Raw genomic sequence first — 15768 nt, 5'->3', positions numbered from 1 at the left:
ATTGACTGGCCATTGCGCATGCCTTCCTCCTTCCACACCCTCCCCACCATTGCCGGCATGCCCCGTTCCTGCCTGTGCCTTGCCCTGGCTGCCATCCCCGTGATGGCCTTCTCCCAGGCCGCCGACGCACCGTCCACGCAACTGGAAACCGTGCAGATCCAGGCCGAGAAGCAGCAGAACAACGAAGACAACTTCGTCGCCCGCAAAACCACGGGCGTGCTGCGCTCCGATGCGCCGCTGTTCGAGACCGCGCAGTCCATCAGCGTGGTGACCCAGCGGCAGATCGAAGAAAAACAGGTCAGGTCCGTGGCCGAGGCGCTGGAGAGCGTGGCCGGCGTTGCGTCCGGCTCGTACGGCCGGCGCGGCTGGGATGACTTCATCATCCGCGGCCAGATCTCCAGCGCGCAAACCTATGTGGACGGCCTGCGGGCGCAGACCTCCACCAATGTGCTGCGCTCCGAGGACATCTTCGGCATCGGCTCCATCGAAGTGGTCAAGGGCCCCACCTCGGTGGGCTTCGGCCTGGCCCTGCCGGGCGGCCTGGTCAACCTGACCACCAAGCGCCCGCAGGCCGAGTCGTTCTCGCGCGCCGGCATCAGCGTGGGCAGCTATGGATTGAAGGAGGCCAACTTCGACCTGAACTACTCGCCCGACGCAAGCCGCAAGGGCGCCTTCCGCATCGTGGGCCGCGCGTCCGACCAGAACGATCCCACGGACTACGTCTACTTCAAGAACCAGTACCTGGCGGGCTCGTACAACTTCGACCTGGACGGCAGGAACGAGCTGTCCGTCATCGCCAGCTACCAGCACCGCAACTACATCCGCAACCAGGGCATTCCGCAGAACTACGAGAAGTACGGGCGCAATGTCTTCATCGGCGAACCCGACCGCAGCTACGAGGTGGACTCCTACCGCCTGGGAGCCAACTACGCGCACTACTTCGACAACGAATGGGTGTTCCGCCAGAACTTCGCGCTTACCAAGGGCAGCAGCCTGAGCAACTCGGTCTTTGCGGCGGCCAATGCCAGGTTTCCCCTGGTGGCGCGCCAGATCAACTACCAGGACAAGCAGGACGTCAACATCGCCCTGGACAACTACCTGCAGCGCAACTTCCGATTCGACCGCGTGAACTACGAGCTGACCGCCGGCATCGACATGATGCGAGAGCGCAGCGACTACTACCAGCGCGTGGACAACATCAACCCCTTCAACGCCGACAACCCGGTCTATGGCGTCACCTCCATCAAGGAGGGCAAGCCCTCGCACAACCTGACCTACAGCCAGTACGTGGGCCTGTACCTGCGCAACACCATCAAGATCGATGAGAAATGGATCGTCGGCCTGAATGGCCGCCATGACTGGACGCGCGTGGAAATCCAGGACAGGCTGGCCGGCGGCTCGGTCAGCAACAGCAACACCGCCTTCACGGGCAGCGCCTCGCTGATGTACCAGGCCAGCGAGTTCCTGGCACCCTACGTCAGCTACTCCACCTCCTTCATGCCCGTGACGGATGCCGGCATCAACGGCACGCTGCTCAATCCCGAGGAAGGCAAGCAGACCGAACTGGGCGTGAAATTCCAGGCCCTGGACCGGCGCGTGCAAGGCTATCTGGCGGTGTATGACCTGCGGCGCAAGAACGTCACCGAGAACGACGCCACCCTGGGCTACGCCGTCCAGACCGGCGAGCAGACCACCAAGGGCTTCGAAGCGGAAGTCGCCGCCTCGCTGACGCGGCAATGGAATGTCTCGGCCGCCTACAGCTACATCCCCTCGGCCCGGACCTCCCAAAGCCTGACGGCCAGCGAAATCGGCAAGCGCATCAACCATGTGCCCAAGAACGCGGGCTCCGTCTTCACGCAGTACTACTTCAACCCCGACCGCCTGGGCTGGAACATGGGCGCAGGCCTGCGCATGCAGGGTGCCCGCACGGCACAGCGCGGCACGGCCTTCGTCAACCTGGCCAAGTACACCCTGCTCGACCTGAACCTGGGCTATGAAGCGAAGTCATGGGGCCTGAGCCTGGCCATCAAGAACCTGCTGGACAAGGACTACGTCCAGGGCACCACGCCGAACGCGCAGCTGCTGAGCTTCGGCAGCCCGCGCACGCTGATGGTGAGTGCCAGGTTCAAGTACTGAGGCTGGCTGGCTCCTTCAAGCATGCGAGCCTTTCAGCCAAGGTGCGCAACCCGGCGCCGCCGATAGGCGGGCGCCGGCTGCGCCCCGGCTTCATGGCCCCTTGCGCAGCGAGATCGGCGTGCCCCACACCGGGTCGGCCGCGCCCTGGCGGCCCAGCGTGGTGACCTGCATGGGCACCAGGCGTGCCATCAGCTTTTCCTGCTCGGCGTTGAGATTGGCGCGCGTGGCCAGATAGTTGCGCGTGAACTCCATGGGCGGCGGCAGTGTGTGGACGGTGAAGTCTTCCAGCGGGCATTCCACCTTCTCGGCCGCCACCTTGCGGCAGCCGGCCTGGCGGAACTGGTAGCTGGGCGTCTTCAGGTGCGAACGCTGGCTCAGCACCAGTTGGCCGCCCTGCAGCGTGAAGCTGGCCAGCGCCTGCCTGGGCGGCACGCGCACCTGGACCTTGAGTGCGGGAATGTCGCGCGAATCTGTGTCCTGGTAGTAGCCCGCCGCCATGCCCGGCGTGCTGTCGGTGACCATGCGCTCGCCCCAGGCCACGCAATTGCCCGAGGCGCGGTGCACCGTGGTGCAGTACTTCTCGATCCGGCTTTGCGAGTGCGTCGTGCCCTCCTTCCAGTTCATCTCGGTATAGAACTGGCGATAGGTTTCCGGCGACAACGTGGCCGTTCCAAGGGTGCCGCGGCCTGAGCCGGTCGCCCCGGCCTTGGCACCCAGCTGGTCAAGCTGGGCATTGAGCCGGTAGTCGTCACCCCCCGTCATCAGGTACTTGCCCGGCGGCAGCACATGGACCTCGAAGGCCTTGAACAGATAGGTGGTCTTGGGGTCGCGCTGCAGCGCGTTGTTCTGGAACTTGCGGCCAAACACGATCTCCGGCTTGTCCTCATGGGTCCAGACCACGTTGGGAGTCCACTTCGACATGCCATCGGCGTCGGCCAGCGACTTGTGCGGCGTCAGATCGGCCACCAGCACCACGGCCATATTGGCCTTCAAGGCCTCGCTGATCACCCACAGCGTCTTCGCCTGCTCCGCTTCCTCCTTCTCGAGCTGCCCGCTGGAAAGCGGCGCGGCACACCCTGACAATCCCAGGGCGAGCACCAGGGTCGGCAGAACGAAACAGGGGCGCTGCAGTGTCATCGTTGAAATCCTTCGGGGTTGATGCTGGAAAGGCGTCATTTTGCGGGGAGATCTCCGGCGGCCCCGGCCAGGGGCAGGCCCTCGACACGGAAAAGCCGCCCGAAGGCGGCCGGTTCCAGGGAGCGCTGCACCAGCGCTGGCTGCGATCAATCAGCGTTGCTGTGGCTGGCGCAAAGGCTGCCCTTGTTGGCGGACGTTCGCCTTGCACTGCATCTGGCTGTAGTTCCTGTCCGTGATGGGTTGCCCCATCTGCATGGGAACATGGACCGGATGCAGCGGGCCTCTCGTGGGAAGAAGCTGTTTCATGGTTCCATCCTCACGTCAAACGGAACGCCGCCCAGCCCGTCAGCGGGGCTGATTGGGCTGCTGCTGGCCTGGCTGGTTCTGGCCAGGTTGCTTGTGCTGGGGGTTGTCCTGCTGCTGCTGTCCCGGGTTTTGCTGGTTCGGGTTCTGCTGCTGCGGGTTGTTTTGCTGCTGCTGTTGCTGGTCGTTTTGCTGAGCCATGGGTATCTCCTTCACATGGTGGTCAAAGAGGCGCGTCAAACGAAGCGCCCGACTGCAGCGCAGATATGCACTGCGCTGGTAACCAGTGTGGGACCAGACATGCGGCTCAGCCGTAGGACCGGCCAGAGCGTGCGCAGCCCCATGTTGCGACACCGCAGGTAGGCCAGCCGCCGGGTGTCCGACGGACATTTCGCACAGGGGCAACGAAGGACCAGGGCAGGCCACGACCTGCGCCCTGCTGCCCCCCGGCGCCCTGCTGCCCCCTGCCTCACTCCACCGTCACGCTCTTGGCCAGGTTGCGCGGCTTGTCCACGTCGGTGCCGCGTGCGCAGGCCGTGTGGTAGGCCAGCAGCTGCAGCGGGACCACGTGCAGGATGGGGCTCAGGGCGCCGTAGTTCTCGGGCATGCGGATGACGTGCATGCCTTCGCTGCTTTCGATGTTGGTCTTGGCATCGGCCAGCACATAGAGCACGCCGCCGCGCGCGCGCACTTCCTGCATGTTGCTCTTGAGCTTTTCCAGCAGCTCGTCGTTGGGCGCGACCGTGACCACGGGCATGGCGCTGTCCACCAGGGCCAGCGGGCCGTGCTTGAGCTCGCCCGCCGGATAGGCCTCGGCGTGGATGTAGCTGATTTCCTTGAGCTTGAGCGCGCCTTCCAGCGCAATCGGGTAGTGGATGCCACGGCCCAGGAAGAGCGCGTTCTCGCGCTTGGCGAAGTCCTCGGACCAGCTGATGACCTGGGGCTCCAGCGCCAGCACCGATTGCAGGGCCACGGGCAGGTGGCGCATGGCGGCAAGGTACTGCTGCTCCTTTTCCTCGCTCAGCCGCCCTTGCGACTGGGCCAGGGCCAGGGTCAGCAGGAACAGGCCCGCCAGCTGGGTGGTGAAGGCCTTGGTGGAGGCCACGCCGATCTCCACGCCGGCGCGCGTGATGTAGGCCAGCTCGCATTCGCGCACCATGGCGCTGGTGGCCACGTTGCAGACGGTCAGCGTGTGCTTCATGCCCAGGCTCTGCGCGTGGCGCAGCGCCGCCAGGGTGTCGGCGGTCTCGCCCGACTGGCTGATGGTGACGACCAGGGTCTTGGGATGGGGAACGCTGGTGCGGTAGCGGTACTCGCTGGCCACTTCCACGCTGCAGGGCAGGCCGGCCAGCGCTTCGATCCAGTACTTGGCCGTGCAGCCGCTGTAGTAGCTGGTGCCGCAGGCCAGGATGAGCACGCGGTCGATTTCCTTGAATACGCGCCAGGCCGAGGTGCCGGCCTTGCCGTCCGAGCCTGCGCCGTCGAACAGCTCGGGCACGATGGCCTGCACGCCTTCCAGCGTGTCGGCAATGGCGCGCGGCTGCTCGAAGATTTCCTTTTGCATGTAGTGGCGGTAGGGGCCCAGCTCGGCCGCGCCGCTGTGGGCGTGCACGGTGCGCACGGGGCGCTGCTCGGGCGCCAGGCGCTCGCCGCCCTTGCCCACCAGCCAGTAGCGGCCGGGCTGCAGGTCCACGATGTCGCCCTCTTCCAGGTAGACGATCTGGTCGGTCACGCCGGCCAGGGCCATGGCGTCGCTGGCCAGGAAGTGTTCGGCACCGTCCTGGCCCACACCCAGGATCAGCGGCGAGCCGGCGCGCGAGCCGACCACGCGCTGCGGTTCGTCCTTGTGCATGAAGGCGATGGCGAAGGCGCCATGCAGCCGCTGCGTGGCGGCCTGCACGGCCTCGAACAGGTCGCCGCCGTAGAGGCTGTCCACCAGGTGGGCGATGACCTCGGTATCGGTCTGGCTGGCGAAGACATAGCCCTTGGACTGCAGCTCGGCGCGCAGGGCTTCGTAGTTTTCGATGATGCCGTTGTGCACCAGGGCCACGCGGGCCGGCTGGTCGGCATCGGCCACGGGCGAGACGCCGGGGCCGTGGCTGAAATGCGGATGGGCGTTGCGCACGGCCGGCTCGCCATGCGTGGCCCAGCGGGTATGGGCAATGCCGGTGTGGCCGATGACCTTGTCCTGCTGCACCTGGGCCATGAGTTCGGCCACGCGCGCCGTGGAACGGGCGCGCTGCAGGCCCTGGCTGTGCACGCCCTGGGCGTCCAGCGCCTGCACGGCCACGCCGCAGGAGTCATAGCCGCGATATTCCAGGCGCTGCAGGCCCTGGACGAGAACGGGGACGATATCGCGGAAGGAAACCGCTGCGACGATGCCACACATGGACAAGCTCCTTGTTTCGAGATGACGACGGATGCTACGCAGGTTGAAAAGAAATTTCTCGCCAAATTTCCTTATCTATTGAACTAATATTTCATCAAAACCAGCAAAAGAAATATTATTTCAATTCACAGAATTCAATGACACAAAATTCCATAGAACTGGACGCCACCGATCTGCGGTTGCTGCAATTGCTGCAGGTCGATGCCAGCCGCAGCAACCAGGCCCTGGCCGCGCTGCTGCAGCTGTCGCCGCCCACCTGCCTGCGCCGCGTGCGGCGGTTGCAGGAGACCGGGCTGATCGAGCGGCAGGTGGCCATCCTCCAGCCGGAACGCCTGGCCGCCGCCCTGGGCCACGGGCTGCAGGCCATCGTGGAAGTCTCGCTGGACCGCCAGGACAGTGATTCGCTGGACAGCTTCGAGCGCCGCGCCGTGGCGCTGGACGCCGTGCAGCAGTGCTGGCGCGTGTCGGCCGGGCCTGATTTCATCCTCGTGGTGGCCGCGCCCGACATGCCGGCCTACCTGGAGCTGAGCCGCGCGCTATTCACGGGCGACGCCAACGTGCGCAATGTCAAGAGTTTTTTCAGCGTCAAGCGCGCCAAGTTTTCCACCGCCATGCCGCTGCCGTCCACAAATCCCGGAACAGCCGCCGAATGAGGCCAGGAGCCTTGATTTTGTGAGTATTTGTGCTCATCAGGAAGCTACGCTGCATCGGGCCCGCGTAGGACAAGAGGCCTGCAATGTGTCCCGAACGCCAACTTTGGGCAACGTTAAACTTTAAGGCGTTGCGCACGCACGGGGACAATGATACAAATTGATGCAACAACACTTTCTGACGCGCTAGGCAATCGGCGCGCACTCGGCTCGCACCGCCATGTCCTTGCGCCAGCGCATCCATCGCCGAACCTACCCCTTGCGCGTCTCCAGCATGGCATTGGGCGGCCTCGTCGTGGGCACGGCCATGACCGAGATGGGCGCCAGCCCGGCGGTCTGGGGCTTTGTGCTGGTGAGCGCCCTGGTCTGGCCGCACATCGCCTTTTTGCACGCCCGCCACAGCCGTGACAGCCACCGCGCCGAACACGCCAATCTGCAGATAGACGCGCTGATCATCGGCAGCTGGATTCCCGTGATGCATTTCTGCGCATTGCCCAGCATTGCGCTGCTGGCCATCAGCATTGCCGACCGCAACCACACGGCCACGCGCGACGGCTGGCTGCAATCGCTGGTGGCCACCTTGCTGGCCGCCGCGCTGGTGGCCCTGCTGCTGCGGCCCGTGCCCGACTGGGAGGCCAGCCTGGCCGTGCAGCTGAGCATGCTGCCCCTGCTCCTGCTGCACAGCGTGTTCTCCAGCTGGTCCACGCGCCAGCTGGTGCGCAAGCTGGCGCGCCAGAACGTGAAGCTGCAGGTGCTCAGCCGCATCGACCCGCTGACCACGCTGTACAGCCGGGACTACTGGTGGCAAAAGGCCCGCGCCGCGCTGCGCGACTACCGGCAGACGCAGGCCTCGGCCTGCCTGCTGATCGTGGACATAGACCACTTCAAGCGCATCAACGACAGCTTTGGCCACACCGTGGGCGACGAGGTGCTGCAGGCCATAGGCCTGACCATCCGGCACTGCCTGCGCTCGCACGACGCGGCGGGCCGCTATGGCGGTGACGAGTTCGCCGTGCTGTGCATGCACACCCAGCTGGACGACGCCTATGCGGTGGCGCTGCGCATACGCAACCAGTTGAGCCAGCTGCGCGTGCGCGAGCATCCCCAGCTGCGCGTGAGCGCCAGCATTGGCGTGGCGGCGGCGGACCCGAGCTTTCTGTCGGTCAAGGACTGGATCAATGCGGCCGACAGCGCGCTCTACAGCGCCAAGGATGCCGGGCGCGACCAGGTGATTCCCGCCGCGCCGCTGATGGCCGGCAGCGCGCCTGCCCGAGCGGGAACAGGCTCGGACGCAGACCCCGATACAGGCTCCGACACGGGCCCGGACACCAGGGACTCCCGCCCCACCCACCAGCCCGAGCCGGACGACACGCTGATCTGAGGGCAGGCGCCAGCGGCAGGCGGTCTCAGAGCCCGCGATCGGCGCGCCGCACTTCGCCGCCGGGCCAGTTCAGGCAAACGCAGCAGCCGCCCGCGGGCGTGGCGCGGATGGTGGCCTCGCCGCCGTGGCGGCGCATGACGCCACGCACCAGGGCCAGGCCCGTGCCCAGGCCGGGGAACTCGGATTCGCGGTGCATGCGCTGGAAGATGCCGAACAGCGCTCCCGCACGCGAGGGGTCGAACCCCACGCCGTTGTCCGTCACGCTGAGCGTGATGCCGCCGTCGGCATGGCGCTCCACATCGATGGCAATGCGCGGCTGGTCCACGGGCCGGGTGAACTTGACGGCGTTGTCCAGCAGCGCCTCCAGCACCTGGCGCAGCAGGGCCGCGTCGGCACGCACGGCGGGACTTTGCTGCGGCAGGCTCCATTGCAGCCGCGCCGCTGCGCCGCAGGCCGCCCAGCGCGGCTGCGCCAGCACCGCCGTGCGCGCCTGCTCCAGCAGTTCCTGCAAGGCGACGGGCTGCCACTGCATGGGCGTGCGCGCGGCGCGCGACAGGGCCAGCAGGCCGTCGAGCATGCCGCCCATGCGGCGCGCCGACTGGTCCATGGTCTGCAGGAAGCCGCGCGCCTCCTGCAGCTCCTGCGGCGAAGGCGCGGCCTGCGACAGCAGCTCATCGACCAGGGGGCCGAAGGACAGCACATGGCGCAGCGGCGCGCGCAGGTCGTGCGACACCGCATGCAGCCATTCCTGCTGCGCGGCGCGCAGGGCCTGCAGTTCCTGCTCGCGCTGGGCCAGGCGCTCCAGCGCATCCTGCAACGTGCGGGGAGGGCCCTGCAGGTCGGCGGCGGGGTCGGGGGGCGGATGGGGTGCGAAAGGTTCCGTCATGGCATGGACAGGGTCAGGAGATTCGGCAAATCGGCGTACCCCGTACGGGACCCGCCGGCGATGCGGGCCCTCGAGCCCACGTGTCTCGGAAGTCTCAGGACTTGGGCAGTTTGACTGGGCGCTTCCAGCTGGTGATGCTCACCTGCCTGCCCCGCGATACCGTGAGCACGCCGGGCTCGGTGCTCTTGGTGACCGTGGAGCCGCCGCCCACCGTGCCACCCGCGCCAATGGTGATGGGCGCCACCAGCACGCAGTTGCTGCCGATGTGCACGTCGGCCTCGATCACCGTGCGGTGCTTGTTCACGCCGTCGTAGTTGGCCGTGATGGAGCCGGCGCCGTAGTTGACGCGCTCGCCCACCGAGGCATCGCCCAGGTAGGCCAGGTGGTTGGCCTTGGCACCATCGGCCAGCACGGAGTTCTTGACCTCGACGAAGTTGCCGATGTGCACTTCGCGGCCCAGTTGCGCTCCGGGGCGCAGGCGCGCAAACGGGCCGACCAGGGCGCCCTCGCCCACGCTGACGCCGGCCTTCTCGCCATCGACATGCGTGTACGGATGGAGGACGGCGCCCGCCGCAATCGTGGCGTTGGCAATGCTGCAATAGGCGCCGATGCGCGCGCCTTCGCCAATCTCCACATGGCCGCTGAAGATGCAGCCCACGTCGATCTCCACATCCTGCCCGCAGGCCAGGCGTGCGGCGCGGCCCGTGCGCGGGTCGTCGCGCAGGTCAAAGCGCGCGGGGTCGGCCAGGCGCACGCCCTGCTCCATCAGCGCACGGGCCTGGGCACCCTGGTGGGCGCGCTCCAGCTCGGCCAGTTGCAGCGGGCTGTTGACGCCCGCCACCTGCACCGGGTCGGCAATGCAGTGCGCGACCACGGGCACGCCGTCGGCCACGGCCATGGCGACCACGTCGGTCAGGTAGTACTCGCCCTGGGCGTTGTCATTGGTCAGGCGGGCCAGCCAGCCGGCCAGGTGGCGGGCCGGCACGGCCATGATGCCGCTGTAGATTTCCTGGATGGCGCGCTGGGCGTCATTGGCATCCTTTTGCTCGACGATGCGCTGCACCGTGCCGTCTTCGCCGCGCACGATGCGGCCGTAGCCCGTGGGATCGGGCAGGCGCACGGTCAGCAGGGCCAGCCGCTGGCCATCGGCCGCATCGACCAGGGCGCGCAGCGTGTCGGCCTGCGTCAGCGGCACATCGCCCGAGAGCACGATGACCATGCCGTCGCCCGCCAGCGCGGGCACGGCCTGCTGCACCGCGTGGCCCGTGCCCAGCTGCGGCTCCTGGCGCACGAACTTCAGCGCCATGGAGCCGCCCTGGCAGGCCGCCGCCATGGCGGGCTCCACCTGGTCCGCACCGTGGCCCGTGACCACCACGGCCGAGCGCGCATCCAGCTGCGCCGCCGTGGACAGCACATGGCCCAGCAACGGGCGCCCCGCCAGGCGCTGCAGGACTTTGGGAAGGCGGCTTTTCATGCGCGTGCCCTTGCCCGCGGCCATGATGACGAGATCCAGAGGTGCTGTCATAGGTGATTCATCCAAAACGCCAGAACCTGTGCCGGCAACGCCGCCGATTATCTGCCCGCCAAGGGCTGCGGCCGGTCACACGATTGACGTATGCTGGCGGCGCCATGCCCCATGCCACCACTGCACCCGTTCCCCTGCTGCGCACACGCGCCATCGGAGCCGGCCATCTGCGTGCCTTCCTGGCCGTGGCCCGGCACCTGAATTTCCGCGCGGCAGCCGACGAGCTGTCGCTGACGCAGTCGGCCGTGAGCCGCCAGATCCAGTCGCTGGAGGATGAAGTCGGCGTGCCGCTGTTCCTGCGCCACACGCGCGCCGTGGAGCTGACCGGGGCCGGCGCCCAGCTGCTGCGCTCGGTGGCGCCCGCGCTGGAGCAGATCGACGCCTCGGTGCGCCAGATCCGCCAGACCGTGGGCCGCAAGAGCGTGGCCATCACCACCTGGGCCAGCTTTGCCGCCATGTGGCTGATCCCGCGCCTGGAGTCCTTCCAGCGCGCCTGGCCCGATATCGACATCCGCATCGACACCAGCGACACCGTGATGGACCTGGACACCACCGACGTGGACCTGGCCCTGCGCTACGGCCGCGCGGGCGACGGCTGGCCCCAGGCGCAGCGCCTGTTCGGCGAGCAATTGGCCGTGGTGGCCAGCCCGCGCCTGCTGGCCGGCGGCCCGCCGCTCAGGACGCCGGCCGATGCCGCGCGCTACACGCTGATCGAGACCGGCGACGCCCACCGCATGCCCCAGCTGGAATGGCTGGGCTGGCAGCGCTGGTTCGGCGTGCAGGGCTGCGACCAGCTGCAGCCGCCGCGCTGGCTGTACTTCAACTACGCCCACCAGATCGTGCAGGCCGCACTGGCCGGCCAGGGCCTGGCGATTGCGCGGCTGCCGCTGGTGGCCGATGCGCTGGCGGCTGGCGACCTGGTCGAGGTGCTGCCCGCGCACCGGCTGGAATCGCCGCTGGCCTACTGGCTGATCGTGGGCCCGCGCAGCGCCGCGCGTCCCGAGGTGGCCGCCTTCTGCCGGTGGCTGCAGGAGCAGGCCGAGGTCACGCGCGAAACCGTCGAATCGCCCCCGGCTTGAAAAATGCCCCCCACGCTCCCCCGAAGGGGCCGTTTTCATCTTGGGGCGGCCCGGCGATGAAAAAAGGACGCGGGCATGCCGGCGTCCTTCATTCCAGTGCAGCCGGGCGCATGGCCCGGCGCGGGCATCAGCCCAGCGTCACGCGCGCAAACTTGCGCTTGCCCACCTGCACCACATAGGTGCCAGCTTCGAGCTTGAGGCCCCGGTCGCTGATGGCCGTGCCGTCCACGCGCACGCCGCCGCCGTCGATCAGGCGGTTGGCCTCGCTGGTCGAAGGCGCCAGGTTGGCCTGCTTGAGCAGGGCACCGATGCCCAGCGGCGCGCCCGACAGGCTGACCTCGTCGATCTGGTCGGGAATGCCGCCCTTGCTGCGGTTGTTGAAATCCTGCTCGGCCGCATCGGCCAGCGCCGCGCTGTGAAAGCGCGCCGTGATTTCCTTGGCCAGCAGCACCTTGGCGTCCTTGGGATTGCGCCCGCCTTCCACCTCGGCCTTGAGCGCGGCGATCTCGGCCAGGCTCTTGAACGACAGCAGGGTGTACCAGTTCCACATCAGCGTGTCCGAGATGCTCAGCACCTTGGCGAACATGGTGTTGGCGTCCTCGGTGATGCCGATGTAGTTGTTCTTGGACTTGGACATCTTGTGCTCGCCGTCCAGGCCCACCAGCAGCGGCATGGTGAGCACGCACTGCGTGTCCTGCCCGTATTCCTGCTGCAGATGGCGGCCCATGAGCAGGTTGAACTTCTGGTCCGTGCCGCCCATCTCCAGGTCGGCGCGCAGCGCCACCGAGTCATAGCCCTGCAGCAGCGGGTAGAGGAACTCGTGCAGGCTGATGGAGCTGCCGTCGGTGAAGCGCTGGTGGAAGTCGTTGCGCTCCATCATGCGGGCCACCGTGTACTTGGCCGACAGCTCGATCATGCCGCGCGCGCCCAGCTTGTCGCACCACTCGCTGTTGTAGCGCACCTCGGTGCGGGCGGGGTCCAGCACCTTGGCGGCCTGGGTGTAGTAGGTCTCGGCGTTGACCTTGATCTGCTCGGCCGTCAGCGGCGGGCGCGTGCTGTTGCGGCCCGAAGGGTCGCCGATCAGGGTGGTGAAGTCGCCGATCAGGAAGATCACCTGGTGGCCCAGGTCCTGCAGCTGGCGCATCTTGTTGAGCACCACGGTGTGGCCCAGATGGATGTCGGGCGCCGTCGGGTCCAGACCCAGCTTGATGCGCAGCGGCACGCCGGTGGCCTCGGAACGGGCCAGCTTTTGCACCCAGTCCGCCTGGGGCAGCAGCTCATCCACGCCGCGCAGGGTGGTTTCAAGCGCTTGGCTTACACCGTCGGTGACCGGGTATGTTGTAACAGCAGATTGATTCATAAGGGTTTTTCGCCAGGCCGCGTAGGACTGCGTCGGTATACTCCGGGGATTTTCCCGCTGCGGCGAATTCTAGACGCCCGCCTATCCGCACCGCAGAGCGCGGACTTGTTGCCCGTCTGGAGAGCGTATCCCGCCGCTGCGATGCTGTCCGGCCCCCGCAGGGCCGGATGCGCGCAACCCAAGGATCTGATGTTGTGAAATATGGCTTGAACCATGCCAGCGGTGCTCTTGTTGCGCGGCTGACCTCCGTGATCCAGCAACACCCCAAGCGTGTCACCGCAGCACTGGCAGCCATCTTGCTCACGGGCGGCGGCGGCGCCTTCGCCGTGGCCAACCTGGGACCCGATCCTGCCGACCTGCCGGTGCGCATGCTCTCCACGCCCGTGGAATCGCTGGCCGAAGGCCAGACCCTGGCCGAGCTGACCGACAGCGTGCAGGGCATGTCCCTGTACCGTTCCGAATACACGCGCGGCAGCGACACCGCCGAAACCCTGCTCCAGCGCCTGGGCGTGGCCGATCCGGCCGCCGCCGCCTTCATGCGCGGCAACGACCAGGTTCGCCAGCATGTGCTGGGCCGCGCCGGCCGCCTGGTGACGGCCGAGACCACGCCCGACCACCAGCTGTCGCAGCTGACCGTGCGCTGGGCGCCCGACGAGGACGGCAGCTTCCGCCGCCTTGTGGTCGAGCGCAAGAACAATGAACTGAGCACCCGCATCGAGACGGGCAAGCTGACGGCCTCGCCCCGCCTGGCCGGCGGCATCATCCGCAGCTCGCTGTTTGCCGCCACCGACGCGGCCTCCATCCCCGACGCCGTGGCCATGCAGATGGCCGACATCTTCCAGGGCGACGTGGACTTCCGCCGCAGCCTGCGCAAGGGCGACCGCTTCTCCGTGGTCTACGAATCGCTGGAAGCCGATGGCGAGCCGCTGCGCGCCGGCCGCGTGCTCAGCGCCGAGTTCCACAACAACGGCAAGGTCGTGCAGGCGCTGTGGTTCCAGGACGAAGGCAAGGCCAAGGGCGACTACTACACCATGGACGGCAAGAGCCGCCGCCAGGCCTACCTGACCTCGCCCGTGGAGTTCTCGCGCATCAGCAGCGGCTTTGCCATGCGCATGCACCCCATCCACAAGACGTGGCGCGCCCACCTGGGCACGGACTTCGCCGCTGCCACGGGCACCAAGGTGCGTACCGTGGGCGACGGCACCGTCTCCTTCGCGGGTGTGCAGAACGGCTACGGCAACGTGATCTTCGTGGACCACGCCAACAACCACACCACGGTCTACGCCCACCTGAGCCACATCGGCGTCACGCGCGGCCAGCGCGTGGAGCAGGGCGACATCATCGGCAACGTGGGCTCCACGGGCTGGGCTACCGGCCCGCACCTGCACTTCGAGTTCCGCGTCAACGGCGAGCACCGCGATCCCATGACCATCGTCCAGGCCACCGATGCCGCCCGCCCCGTCTCCAAGGCCGGCCGCGCCGCCTTCGACAAGATGGCCGCGCAGATGCGCATCGAGCTGCAGGCATCGAACGAAGCACTGGCCCTGGCCAGCGAACGCTGAGCCACCGCGCTCCCATCCCGCAAAGGCTGCCCTGGCAGCCTTTGTTGTTTCAGGCGCATCCTTTTGTGATCGCGGGTACCGGGCCGCAGGGCTACCATTGCCGGCATGAACCAGCCCATCCCCTCTCCCATCGCCCACCGCTACTGCATAGGCCTGATGTCCGGCACCTCGCTTGACGGGGTGGACGGCGTGCTTGTGGACTTTGCCGAAGGCACGCAGGTGCTGTGGCATGCCAGCCGGGGGTTCGACGCCGCGCTACGCGCCGAGCTGCTGGCGCTGAACACCCCCGATGGCCGCGACGAGCTGCACCGCGCGGCGCTGGCGGCCAATGCGCTGGCGCGCAGCTATGCCGAGGTGGTTCGGGAACTGCTGCAGGCCACGGGCCTGGCGCCCGCGCAGATCGCCGCCATTGGCGCCCACGGCCAGACCGTGCGGCACCGGCCCCAGATGTTCGACGGCACGGGCTACACCTTGCAGCTCAACAGCCCGGCCCTGCTGGCCGAGCTCAGCGGCATTGCCGTGGTGGCCGACCTGCGCAGCCGCGACGTGGCCGCAGGCGGCCAGGGCGCGCCGCTGGTGCCGGCCTTCCACCAGGGCGTGTTCGGCCGGCCCGGCGAGACGGTGCTGGTGCTCAACATCGGCGGCATTGCCAATCTCAGCGTGCTGGCGGGCGATGGCACGGTGCTGGGCTTCGACTGCGGCCCCGGCAATGCGCTGATGGACGGCTGGTGCCAGACCCACACCGGCCAGCCCTATGACGACGGCGGCCAATGGGCGGCCACGGGCCAGGTGCTGCCCGCCCTGCTCGACCGCCTGCTGGCCGAGCCTTTCCTGCAGCAGCCGCCGCCCAAGAGCACGGGGCGCGACCTGTTCCACGCGGACTGGCTGGCCGGCCATCTTTCCGCCAGTGCGACCAGCCCTGCCGATGCCCGCCCCGCCGACGTGCAAGCCACGCTCACCGAATTCACGGCCCGCGCCTGCGCCGGTGCCGTGCAGCGCTTCGGGCGTGGCGGCGGCGAGCTGCTGGTCTGCGGCGGAGGCGCCTTCAACACGCAACTGATGCAGCGCATCGCCGCCTTGCTGCCCGGCGTGGCCGTGGACACCACGGCCGCGCGCGGCCTGCCGCCGCAGCAGGTGGAGGCCGCCGCCTTTGCCTGGCTGGCGCGCCAGGCCCTGCTGGGTTTGCCGGGCAACCTGCCCGCCGTGACGGGCGCACGCGGCCCGCGCATCCTGGGCGCCATCCACCCCGCATAAAAAAACCATGCAAGGCATCCGCCAAGCATGGGCCCACCAAACATCTTGCCTGAGCCCAAAGCCTATGAAACTGGCGCGGCCCAAAAGCAGGGACGCCGAGCAAGAG

12 protein-coding genes are annotated in these 15768 nt (G+C 67.7%); 6 read left to right on the top strand and 6 right to left on the bottom strand.

The window, feature by feature from the left end; translation table 11 throughout:
* Positions 1–18: 18 nt before the first annotated feature.
* On the top strand, positions 19–2136 hold the full coding sequence (locus AC57B5_RS22355) for a TonB-dependent siderophore receptor (RefSeq protein ID WP_065347283.1): 2118 nt from the start codon (positions 19–21) through the stop codon (positions 2134–2136).
* Positions 2137–2226: 90 nt separating this feature from the next.
* Here the strand turns inward: AC57B5_RS22355 and AC57B5_RS22350 are convergent, their stop codons facing one another.
* The 3 genes from AC57B5_RS22350 to glmS form a co-directional block, all read right to left on the bottom strand.
* Positions 2227–3273 carry a hypothetical protein gene (locus AC57B5_RS22350; RefSeq protein WP_496400340.1) on the bottom strand — a complete coding sequence of 349 codons (1047 nt, stop codon included), beginning with the start codon at positions 3271–3273 and terminating at the stop codon, positions 2227–2229.
* Between the two features lie 345 nt (positions 3274–3618).
* Positions 3619–3777, bottom strand: a complete 159-nt coding sequence (locus AC57B5_RS22345; RefSeq protein WP_016448437.1) for a hypothetical protein — start codon at positions 3775–3777, stop codon at positions 3619–3621.
* Between the two features lie 268 nt (positions 3778–4045).
* Positions 4046–5965 carry a glutamine--fructose-6-phosphate transaminase (isomerizing) gene (gene glmS / locus AC57B5_RS22340; protein ID WP_496400339.1) on the bottom strand — a complete coding sequence of 640 codons (1920 nt, stop codon included), beginning with the start codon at positions 5963–5965 and terminating at the stop codon, positions 4046–4048.
* A 137-nt stretch (positions 5966–6102) separates the two neighbouring features.
* On the opposite strand from glmS, the gene AC57B5_RS22335 reads away from it, so the two are divergent.
* On the top strand, positions 6103–6618 hold the full coding sequence (locus AC57B5_RS22335; protein WP_012207697.1) for an Lrp/AsnC family transcriptional regulator: 516 nt from the start codon (positions 6103–6105) through the stop codon (positions 6616–6618).
* Between the two features lie 217 nt (positions 6619–6835).
* Complete coding sequence (locus tag AC57B5_RS22330) at positions 6836–7996, top strand: sensor domain-containing diguanylate cyclase (protein ID WP_099732678.1); 1161 nt, start codon at positions 6836–6838, stop codon at positions 7994–7996.
* Between the two features lie 25 nt (positions 7997–8021).
* Here the strand turns inward: AC57B5_RS22330 and AC57B5_RS22325 are convergent, their stop codons facing one another.
* Both AC57B5_RS22325 and glmU read right to left on the bottom strand, forming a co-directional pair.
* Positions 8022–8882, bottom strand: a complete 861-nt coding sequence (locus tag AC57B5_RS22325) for a sensor histidine kinase (protein WP_012207699.1) — start codon at positions 8880–8882, stop codon at positions 8022–8024.
* Between the two features lie 94 nt (positions 8883–8976).
* Positions 8977–10407: a bifunctional UDP-N-acetylglucosamine diphosphorylase/glucosamine-1-phosphate N-acetyltransferase GlmU gene (glmU, locus tag AC57B5_RS22320; protein WP_454707984.1), complete on the bottom strand. Its 1431-nt coding sequence runs from the start codon at positions 10405–10407 to the stop codon at positions 8977–8979.
* A 104-nt stretch (positions 10408–10511) separates the two neighbouring features.
* Between glmU and AC57B5_RS22315 the strand changes: the two genes are divergently transcribed.
* The gene (locus AC57B5_RS22315) at positions 10512–11486 is read left to right on the top strand and encodes a LysR substrate-binding domain-containing protein (protein WP_012207701.1); all 975 of its coding nucleotides are present in this window, start codon (positions 10512–10514) and stop codon (positions 11484–11486) included.
* A gap of 127 nt (positions 11487–11613) precedes the next feature.
* On the opposite strand, the gene tyrS is transcribed toward AC57B5_RS22315, so the two are convergent.
* Positions 11614–12846, bottom strand: a complete 1233-nt coding sequence (gene tyrS / locus AC57B5_RS22310; RefSeq protein WP_012207702.1) for a tyrosine--tRNA ligase — start codon at positions 12844–12846, stop codon at positions 11614–11616.
* A gap of 167 nt (positions 12847–13013) precedes the next feature.
* Here tyrS and AC57B5_RS22305 point away from each other — a divergent pair, with 167 nt between their 5' ends.
* Positions 13014–14408, top strand: coding sequence for a peptidoglycan DD-metalloendopeptidase family protein (locus AC57B5_RS22305; RefSeq protein ID WP_012207703.1), 1395 nt, complete (start codon positions 13014–13016; stop codon positions 14406–14408).
* Between the two features lie 105 nt (positions 14409–14513).
* Positions 14514–15662: an anhydro-N-acetylmuramic acid kinase gene (locus AC57B5_RS22300; protein WP_496400338.1), complete on the top strand. Its 1149-nt coding sequence runs from the start codon at positions 14514–14516 to the stop codon at positions 15660–15662.
* The last annotated feature ends 106 nt before the right edge of the window (positions 15663–15768 follow it).

This window comes from Delftia sp. BGA-UO-ETr-SB1 (genome assembly GCF_059567865.1).
Note: the sequence above shows the minus strand (reverse complement) of the source record. Positions and strands in the feature narration are given on the sequence as shown.